Raw genomic sequence first — 6802 nt, 5'->3', positions numbered from 1 at the left:
GTTGATGAGGATGCCGCCGAGGATGGCACCGCCAAGGCCGCCGCCTCCGCCGCCGCCGCCGAACATGCCGCCACGGCCATAGCCCTGGTTCGCGTAACCGCCGAAGCTGTCGACGTCGGACTGGGCCAACTGGGCGGCCTGGGCGGCCAGCGCGTGGGCCTGCTGGGCGTAGGTCAGCGCCGTGACAGGGTCGTTCCGGGAGATAGACAGCGCATAGTCCAGGTTGCGCTGCGCCTCGGCCAGGCGGGTCCGCGCTTCAGTGCCGACGCCGCCACGCCTCGCGGTGATGTAATCCGAGGTGGCGCTGATCTGTGCCTGCGCGGACATGATGGTCTGCTGCAGTGAAGCCTGCGCCCGGCGGGCCTGCTCCTGCTGGTCACGGATGCCGCTGAGGGAACGGTCAAGGGACTGGTGGGCTGATTCCACACGCTCGAGCGTGGCGATCGGATCGATCTTGCCGGCCTGGATTTCGCCCTTCACCTGGCCGAGGGCCGCTTCAACCGCGGCCACCGGCCCGGCAAGCTCGGGATGGGCGCCGGACTGGATGATGGCCTTCGCCTGAGCCAGGTCCTGGGCGGTATCCACGACGGCGGCTTCGAGCCCGTTCCGGGCCTCGTCCAGGCTGCCGGCAACCTTGGAGATGGCGTCCAGGAGGACGTTGGTCTGGTGCAGGCTCTCCTCTGCGGCGCGGACGGCCACGGCGGCAAGGCTTCCTTCACCGGCCGCCAGCTTTTCGCGGGCAGTCGCGCCGGCATTCTGCACGAACGCGAGGCGCTCCTTGGCCTGCGCGATGTTGTCCGATACCTGGACAAGCGCGCTGTCGGCGTACTTGCCGCGCAGGTCCGCCAGCGTCTGTTCCGCCTTGGCGATTTTCGCGTCGGCCTCGACCGCCCCGGAATTCACGGCGGCCAGCGCCTGGGGCGCGTTCTTTTCGAGTTCGCGGAGCGAGTCGAAGTCCGCTTTCTGTTCCTGCAGGGAAGCGAGGGCGGCTTCGGAGCGGCGGATGATCTCGCCCAGCCAGCTGCGTTGCTGCTCTTCTGTGTCCGGGATATGGTCGTCCAGCTGCTGCTGCAGCTTGAACGACTCGGACATGTGGGCCTTCGCTTCCTCAAGCGCCTTGGTGAAATTCCCGACGGCGGCGTCGCCGTATTGGGCCTGCGCAAACCCAAGTTCCTGCTCGCTGGACTTGATGGCGTCGTCGGCCTCAATGAGCAGCGAGCCGCTCTTGCGGCGCAGCTCCTCGACACTCAGCGAAGCGAGCGGATCAAGCTCGGCGCCCTGCGGTCCATAGCTGGCGCTGGACGCCTGGGCCTTCTTCCGCCGGTTCCGGAGGTAGAGATAGGTTCCTGCACCGCCGGCGGCCACAACACCGGCGCCAACGAGAACCGCAGCACCGGCGCCGCCGGAGGAAACAGTGCCGCTCCCGCCGCCAGCCGCATCGCCAACGGCTGACGCAGTATCAATGGCGGCCTGTGCGTAGTCCCTCTTGCCTCCGGCGAGGTTTGCAACGATGGCGTTCTGCGTGATGTTCGACGTCTTGGACGCGATGGCACTTGCCGAGTTCGGGGCGAAGTAGTACTGGCCCGCTGTCGAGATAGCGAGCAGAACGTCTGCCCTGCCCATGCCCTTCTCGGTGGCGACCGCCTGCCCCCACGCTTTGGGGTCGGCCGGATTCTCGAAGGACTTCACGGTGACCACGTAGAGGTTGTATTTGTGGTCCTTCAGCAGCTTCTGGACGGCGTCCTGGACCTCGCCCTTTCGGCTGCCGAGGACATTCGCATCATCCACGATGTTCTGGCCGGACGGGATGGATACCGGATCTTCAGCCCAAGCCGCTGCGGCAGGAAGCGCCAGCATTCCAGTCAGGCCGATCACGGCGAGAACACGTTTCAACATTGACCGCATGGCAACCCTTCAGCACGCCTGCGACTGATTCAGGATGAAACAGCCGTCTCAGAATGCAGCAGCGCCCCCACGCCGGGTGTAAAGCCGCAGGTCGCTGTGGCAATTCTTCTTGATTCTATGGTGCACCAAGGGGGCAGTCCACGGCCGGGAATATGCCACCAGCGAAAAGCGCTCTTATCCTGGGTGGACGGGTCTCGTCCGGTGCCGGCGGGCACGTTCAGGAACCTCCCAGCGAACGTTCGCTTTAGTTTCAGTCCCATCGTCCATAGTTAATGGCAGACGAGGATGAAAGGAAGTCCAATGACTGAGAACCCACTACCGGGGGCAGCGCCTGAGAATCGAGATCCTGCAGGGCGGCCCGCTGATCCTACGGTTCGGCCCGCCACCCCGGAGGGTCTCCAGCAGGGGGACGGCCAGCCGGGGAATGTTGAGCCGCTGGGGAGCTATCAGGACCGAGCCCCTGAGCAGCCGAACGGCCACACTGAGCGGTCGGGCAACGACACTGAACGACTCGCCGATGACGGTGCCTGGCGCGCCCGGGAGAACCCCACCATGAGGCTGGACCGTCCCGAGGATAGGGGGGACGCCCAGGGCAATCCGCCGCCGGAGTCCTTCAACGGACCGCGGCCCGTCTATCCCCAGCACGCCCCGTTCTATGGGCACCAGTCCGGGCCTGCGACTCAGCAGTTCGCGTCCGCGCACGAGAATTCGCCCCAGCACACCGGCGGACCCGGTCAGCCGCATCAGCCGGTGTATGGCCAGCACGGTGCGCACTCTGCCGTTCAGGGCAACCCGGCCAATGCCCCCAAGCGCAAGGCAACCTTTGGCGTGGGCACCCTTGTGGCCAGCATCCTTGCCGCCGGACTCGTTGGCGGCGGGGTGGCAACGGTGGGAGCCGGCAACCTCTTCGACCCCGGAACCGCGCCGGCGGCGAGCACAGGCAGCCAGCCCGGAACGGTAATCGTCAACAACCAAGAGGACGTCAACGCCATCACGGCCGCGGCCGTCAAAGCATCACCGAGCGTTGTCACTATCAAAGCCACGAGCGGCAGCGAAGGCGGCACGGGCTCCGGCATCATCCTCGACGACCAGGGCCACATTCTCACCAACACACACGTGGTGACCCTGGACGGCGCAACGGCAAGTGCGGCCATTGAAATCCGCACCAACGACGGCCGGGTGCTTTCCGCCAAAATCGTTGGAACCGACCCTCTTTCCGACCTTGCCGTCATCAAGGTGGATAACCCGTCCGGGCTGACTCCCGCCACGCTCGGTGATTCAGGCAAACTGAATGTCGGCGACACGGCAGTGGCCATCGGCTCACCGCTGGGTCTCACCGGGACGGTGACGGACGGCATCGTCTCCACCCTCAACCGGACCATCAGCGTCGCGTCGTCGGCCGCGCCCAAGGGCGGCCAGGACAGTTCCCAGGGCGGCGACCAGGGCTTCGAGTTCGCACCTCCGGGCCAGGGCCAAGGCCAAAGCTCCGCGGGCAAAGGCTCGATCGCCATCAACGTGATCCAGACTGACGCAGCCATCAACCCGGGCAACTCCGGCGGTGCGCTGGTGAACAGCAAGGGTGAGGTGATTGGTGTCAACGTTGCCATCGCCTCGGCCGGCGGCAGCTCCGCGGCGACCGGAACGGGCAACATCGGTGTGGGCTTCAGCATCCCGATCAACCACGCCAAGCGGGTGGCCCAGGAGATCATCGATAAGGGCAAGGCGACTCACGGCCAGCTTGGCGTCAGCGTCAGGGAAAAGACGGCCTCGACTTCCTCCTCCGGATTCTCGGTCGGCGCAGACGTCGCCACGGTGGAACAGGGTTCCGCGGCAGCCAAGGCAGGCATCAGGGTGGGCGACGTCGTTACACGCTTCAACGACCTCGCCATCAGCGACCCGAACCAGTTGACCGCCGCCGTGCGGGAGCAGCCGGCCGGTGCTTCGGTGAAGGTCACCATTCAGCGGAACGGCCGCGAGCAGCAGCTAGACGTGACGCTCGGCGCCGCAGCAGAACAGTAGACAGTCAAAAAGCAGTACCGCCGACGGCGGGCCCCACCATGGGAGGTGCGGCCCGCCGTCGGCGTCCCCGGTTGTGTCGAAGTGCCCCGGCGCCTTCGTCTGCACAGGGGGCCGGATCTGACACAGGGGTTAACACGGGACGGCACCAGCCCGCCCCTATATGGTTAGCTAGGAGCTACCCGTACCCCGGGCGTTCCGCGGCCATGACCTCACCCGGCTGGCTATCCACAAGCATGGAAGGCTGCTGTAAATACAGTGGAAGAGACATTGAAGATCATCGTCCTGGTCAAGCATGTGCCGGACGCCCAGTTCGACCGGCACCTCAGCGGCGAGGGCCACACGACGGACCGCGACGAGAGCATTCTGTCCGAACTGGATGAATACGCCCTGGAGGCCGCGCTGCAGCTGATCGAGGCCCGTGGCGGCAGCAAGGCCGGCAACAAGGTCATCGCGCTCAGCATGGGGCCGGCCGGTGCAGCCAACGCCATCAAGAAGTCGCTGCAGATCGGCGCGACGGAGGGCGTGCACCTCACGGATGACGCCTTGGCCGGCTCGGACGCGGCCGCCACGTCGCTCGCCCTCGCGGCGGCGGTCCGGCACCTCGGCGGCGACAGCCCCGTGGACCTTGTCCTGACCGGCATGGCCTCCACCGACGGTGAAACGTCCCTCGTGCCGGCCCAGCTCGCAGAACGCCTGGGTCTTCCGCAGGTGACGTTCGCGTCCTCACTGGATGTCGACGGAGGACGCATCACGGCACGCCGTGACGCAGGCACCCACTCGGAAACGGTTGAGGCCGCGCTGCCGGCAGTGGTATCCGTGACGGACCAGATCAACGAGCCCCGCTACCCCAACTTCAAGGGCATCATTGCGGCCAAGCGCAAGAGCATCACCACGCTCTCGCTGGCCGACGTGGGAGTCGATCCCTCCCAGGTGGGCCACGCCGGATCCTGGACCACGGTGACGTCGGCTGAGGAACGCCCGCCGCGCACGGCTGGCACTATCATCACCGACGAAGGCGACGCCGGCATCAAGCTGGTTGACTTCCTGGCCGCCCAGAAGCTGCTCTAAGAGGGATCACAAGACATGGCAAACGTACTCGTATTCATTGACAACCCGGGCCAGGCTCTCAAGAAGAGCAGCCTTGAACTCCTGACCATCGCGCGGTCCCTCGGGGAAACCGCCGTCGCTTTCAACGGAGAACTGCACGACGACGTCGCAGCCGCCTTGGGTGCCTACGGTGCGGCCGCTGTCTACCGCCCGTCGGCTGACGACCTGGATGACTACCTGGTGGCCGCCAAAGCAGCTTTTGTGGCGACGGCGGCGGACAAGTCCGGCGCCACCGCAGTGCTGGTTGAAAATTCGCCCGAGGGCAAGGAAATCGCGGCACGGCTGGGGATCCGATTGAGCGCGGGCGTCATTACCGACGTCGTCGCCGTCGACGCCGACGGCACCGCCCACAAATCGGTGCTGGCTGGTTCCTACACCACCGCAGCGAAAGCGACCACGCCGGTCAGCGTGCTGGCGGTCAAGGCCAACATCGTCACCCCCGAAACAGCGGCAGCGCCGGGCACGCCGGAAACGGTGACGGTGGAGGTCCCTGCCGATGCAGCCGCCACAGCGGCCCGGATCACAGCACGCGAGCAGAAGGTTGCCAGCGGGCGCCCGGACCTCACCGATGCACGGATCGTCGTGGCCGGAGGCCGCGGACTGGACGGGGACTTCAGCCCGGTTGAGGAATTGGCTGACGCCCTCGGCGCAGCAGTGGGGGCATCCCGTGCCGCCACCGACGCCGGCTGGATCAGCCACGACGCCCAGGTTGGCCAGACCGGCAAGACCGTATCCCCGCAGCTCTACATCTCGGCCGGCATCTCCGGAGCCATCCAGCAGAAGGCCGGCATGCAGACTGCGAAGGTGATCGTGGCCGTGAACAAGGATGCGGAGTCTCCCGTCTTTGAAATCGCGGACTTCGGCATTATCGGGGACCTTTTCCAGGTTCTGCCGCAGGCGACTGAAGAAATCAAGAAGCGCAAGGCCTGAGCCCTTGACCGCACACGCTGTACCAGCACAGAGCCCGTTCAACCCGGACAAGCACCGGGTTGAGCGGGTGCTCTGTTTTGCTGCCCATCCGGACGACATCGATTTTGGTGCCGCCGGCACCATCGCCGCCTGGACGGCGGCCGGCGTCGAGGTCAGCTACTGCATCATGACCGACGGCGATGCCGGCGGCTTCGATCCGGCTCATCGGGCGGAAATCATCGCACTGCGGGCCGCCGAGCAGCAACGTGCGGCAGCGCTCGTCGGTGTCACCGACATCCACTATCTCCATGAACGGGACGGGTTTCTCGAACCCAACCACCAGGTGATGTGGGGAGTGGTGAAGCTGATCCGCGAAATCCGGCCCGACGTCGTGCTTTCCATGCATCCGGAGCGCAACTGGAACCGCATCCAGAAGAGCCACCCGGACCATCTGGCCGTGGGTGAAGCGGTGACGCGCTCCATCTATCCGGCGGTTGAAAACCCCTTCGCGTATCCGGAACTCGCCGAATCCGGGGTGCCCGCCTACAAAGTACCGTGGCTGTGGCTCTACGCCGGGCCGGACGAGCGGGAAAACCACTTCGTGGACGTCACCGCGCACGTGGAAAGCAAGCTCAAGGCGATCCACGTCCACGTTAGCCAGCACCCGGACGTGGAGGCCATGGAAACGTCCGTGCGGAACGGAATGCGGGTTAACGCGCAGCGCGCCGGGTTCCCGGACGGACGCAGCGCCGAGGCGTTTCATGTCGTCACAATCAACGGTCCGGGAACGATTGCAGGGTTCTAGGATTGCCACACTGTAACCCGTGTCATATGCTGGCCTCTGCTTAAATCATATTTATTC

General features: G+C 65.7%; 5 protein-coding genes. 4 read left to right on the top strand and 1 reads right to left on the bottom strand.

What is annotated here, in order from left to right:
• On the bottom strand, positions 1-1905 hold a 1905-nt coding region (locus LQ144_RS02875; RefSeq protein ID WP_230117037.1), incomplete at its 3' end, for a TPM domain-containing protein.
• A gap of 300 nt (positions 1906-2205) precedes the next feature.
• Between LQ144_RS02875 and LQ144_RS02870 the strand changes: the two genes are divergently transcribed.
• The 4 genes from LQ144_RS02870 to LQ144_RS02855 all read left to right on the top strand — a co-directional run bounded on the left by LQ144_RS02870 (position 2206) and on the right by LQ144_RS02855 (position 6745).
• Positions 2206-3924 (top strand): trypsin-like peptidase domain-containing protein, encoded by a 1719-nt coding sequence (locus LQ144_RS02870; RefSeq protein ID WP_230117036.1) that lies wholly within the window; start codon positions 2206-2208, stop codon positions 3922-3924.
• Between the two features lie 267 nt (positions 3925-4191).
• Complete coding sequence (locus LQ144_RS02865) at positions 4192-4992, top strand: electron transfer flavoprotein subunit beta/FixA family protein (protein WP_230117057.1); 801 nt, start codon at positions 4192-4194, stop codon at positions 4990-4992.
• 15 nt (positions 4993-5007) lie between these two features.
• Positions 5008-5961, top strand: coding sequence for an electron transfer flavoprotein subunit alpha/FixB family protein (locus tag LQ144_RS02860; protein ID WP_230117035.1), 954 nt, complete (start codon positions 5008-5010; stop codon positions 5959-5961).
• Between the two features lie 4 nt (positions 5962-5965).
• The gene (locus LQ144_RS02855) at positions 5966-6745 is read left to right on the top strand and encodes a PIG-L deacetylase family protein (RefSeq protein WP_230117034.1); all 780 of its coding nucleotides are present in this window, start codon (positions 5966-5968) and stop codon (positions 6743-6745) included.
• The last annotated feature ends 57 nt before the right edge of the window (positions 6746-6802 follow it).

The sequence above is a fragment of the Arthrobacter sp. Bi83 genome, from assembly GCF_918698095.1.
In the GTDB taxonomy this organism is placed as follows: Bacteria; Actinomycetota; Actinomycetes; order Actinomycetales; family Micrococcaceae; genus Arthrobacter.
This window is presented reverse-complemented; position numbering and strand designations above follow the sequence as displayed.

What these genes read in the sequence shown, in the direction of transcription:
- LQ144_RS02860 (WP_230117035.1), top strand. Translation starts at nt 5,008, where the DNA reads ATGGCAAACGTACTCGTATTCATTGACAACCCGGGCCAGGCTCTCAAG.
- LQ144_RS02870 (WP_230117036.1), top strand. Translation starts at nt 2,206, where the DNA reads ATGACTGAGAACCCACTACCGGGGGCAGCGCCTGAGAATCGAGATCCT.